General features: G+C 69.0%; 3 protein-coding genes. 1 reads left to right on the top strand and 2 read right to left on the bottom strand.

The genetic code is table 11. The annotated features are described in order from the left end of the window. Positions 1-231, bottom strand: a 231-nt coding sequence (ruvX, locus tag ACK42S_RS17525) for a Holliday junction resolvase RuvX (protein ID WP_409710635.1), incomplete at its 3' end; no start/stop codon positions are given. Beyond that, positions 224-805, bottom strand: a complete 582-nt coding sequence (locus tag ACK42S_RS17520; RefSeq protein WP_409710632.1) for a YqgE/AlgH family protein — start codon at positions 803-805, stop codon at positions 224-226. The genes ACK42S_RS17520 and ruvX, both read right to left, overlap by 8 nt. A gap of 36 nt (positions 806-841) precedes the next feature. Here ACK42S_RS17520 and ACK42S_RS17515 point away from each other — a divergent pair, with 36 nt between their 5' ends. Beyond that, positions 842-2,323, top strand: coding sequence for a cryptochrome/photolyase family protein (locus tag ACK42S_RS17515; RefSeq protein ID WP_409710629.1), 1,482 nt, complete (start codon positions 842-844; stop codon positions 2,321-2,323). Positions 2,324-2,329 lie beyond the last annotated feature (6 nt).

Below are 2,329 nucleotides of genomic sequence, written 5' to 3'. Positions count from 1 at the left end.
GCGACGCGTGTTCTCGTGCTCGGCGCCATCGGGGTGGAAGGGCACCCCCACCACCAGCGCCTCGGGCTGCCATTGCCGGATCAGCCGGCCCAGAGCCTCGAAGCGGGCTTCACCCTGGGCGCTCACCGTGCCCAGCGGTTGGGCCGTGCCTAGCAGGGTGTTGCCGCTGGCCACCCCCACCCGCTTCATGCCGTAATCAAAGGCCAGGAACTGCCTCGCCTGCTCAGGCATGACCGGCCTCGCCGGTGAGCATGCCGGGGTCGATGCCCAGCAGGGACAGCGCACGCTCGTAGCGGTGATGGACGGGGGTGTCGAAGATGATGGACGGCTCGGCCCGCACGGTGAGCCAGCCGTTGCGGGCGATCTCGTCCTCGAGCTGGCCGGCGCTCCAGCCGCTGTAACCCAGCGTCACGAGCACCTTCTTCGGGCCGGCTCCGTGGGACAGGGCCTCGAGCACGTCTTTGCTGGTGGTCATCTCCAGCCCGCCCGGGATGCGCAGTGAGGAGTTGTAGTGGCCGCCGTCGTCGCCCAAGGGTTCGTGCAGCACGAAGCCGCGCTCGGTCTGCACCGGTCCGCCGAAATAGACGGGCTCCTCGGCCAAGTCCTCCCGATCCAGCGTCAGGTCGACCTTCTCGAACAGGTTCTTGAGCTTGATGTCGATGGGCTTGTTGATCACCAGGCCGAGCGCCCCCTTGTCGGTGTGCTCGCACAGGTAGACCACCGCGCCGGCAAAGGTGTCGTCGGCCATGCCGGGCATGGCGATCAGAAACTGGTTGGTGAGGTCGATGCAATGGTCTGCGGCCATGGCAGGAATTCTATTCCTCTGCCAACATCCCGCCCCATGGAAAAGCCCCTTGACACCGCACTCGTGTGGTTCCGGCGGGACCTGCGCTCGCAAGACCATGCCGCCCTGTACCACGCGCTGCGCGCGGCGCGGCGGGTGTGGTGCGCGTTTGTCTTCGACACGGAGATCCTCGACGCCCTGCCCCGGGCCGACCGCCGGGTGGAGTTCATCCGCGACAGCCTGGTCGAGCTGGACGCCCAGCTTCGCGCCCTGGCCCAGGCCCACGGGCACGCACAGGCAGGGCTGATCGTGCGGCACGGCCGTGCCCGCGACGAGATCGTCGCGCTGGCCCGGCGTCTCGGGGTGCAGGCGGTCTATGCCAACCACGACCACGAGCCTGCGGCGCGCGAACGCGATGCCCGAGTGCGCGGGGCCCTGGCCGAAGCCGGGATCGCCTGGCACAGCAGCAAGGACCAGGTGGTGTTCGAGGCCGACGAGCTGCTGACGGCTGCGGGCACCCCCTACGGGGTGTTCACCCCCTACAAGACCGCCTGGCTGAAGAGGCTGACGCCCTTGGACCTGCAGGCCCATCCGGTGGCCCGCCATGCCGACGCCCTGGCCCCGCGGCCCGAGGGACTGCACGCCGAAGTGCCTTCGCTGGCGGAACTCGGCTTTGCAGGCAGCGGGCTGCACGAGCTGCCCATCCCCACCGGCAGCAGTGGTGCACGCGCGCTGCTGGAGGACTTCCTGGGACGCATCGACCACTACCACGACACCCGTGATTTCCCGGCCGTCAAAGGTCCCAGCTACCTCTCGGTGCACCTGCGCTTTGGCACGGTGTCGATCCGCGAACTGGCCCGCCTGGCCTGGGAGCGCATGCAGGCCGGCTCCCGGGGCGCCGAGGTCTGGCTGAGCGAGCTGATCTGGCGCGACTTCTACCAGCAGATCCTGCACCACCACCCGCACGTGGTGGAACGTGCCTTCCGCCCGGAATACGACCGCATCCGCTGGGAGCAGGGCAAGACCGCCCAGACCCTGTTCCAGGCCTGGTGCGAGGGGCGGACGGGCTACCCGCTGGTGGACGCCGCGATGGCCCAGCTCAACCAAACCGGCTACATGCACAACCGCCTGCGCATGGTGACGGCCAGCTTCCTGGTCAAAGATCTGGGCATCGACTGGCGCTGGGGCGAGCGCTACTTCGCCGAGAAGCTCAACGATTTCGACCTGGCCTCCAACAACGGCGGCTGGCAATGGGCGGCTTCCACCGGCTGCGACGCGCAGCCCTGGTTCCGCATCTTCAACCCGGTCACGCAAAGCGAGAAGTTCGACCCTGCCGGCCGCTTCATCCGCCGCTACCTGCCGCAACTGGCCCGGCTGCCCGATGCGCTGATCCACGCCCCCTGGAAAGCCCGGCCGGTGGACCTGGCGGCCGCCGGGGTGACGCTGGGTGCCACCTATCCCGAGCCGCTGGTGCAGCATGAGGTCGCACGCGAGCGCACCCTGGCGCGCTATGCGGTGGTGAAGCGCAAGGGGCCCTGAGGCCGG

The sequence above is a fragment of the Caldimonas sp. genome (assembly GCF_046289365.1).
Taxonomy (GTDB): domain Bacteria; phylum Pseudomonadota; class Gammaproteobacteria; order Burkholderiales; family Burkholderiaceae_C; genus Caldimonas.
Note: the sequence above shows the minus strand (reverse complement) of the source record. Positions and strands in the feature narration are given on the sequence as shown.

Excerpts from the sequence above, each read along its gene's own strand:
- ACK42S_RS17520 (WP_409710632.1), bottom strand. The coding sequence starts at position 805 with ATGGCCGCAGACCATTGCATCGACCTCACCAACCAGTTTCTGATCGCC.
- ACK42S_RS17515 (WP_409710629.1), top strand. The coding sequence starts at position 842 with ATGGAAAAGCCCCTTGACACCGCACTCGTGTGGTTCCGGCGGGACCTG.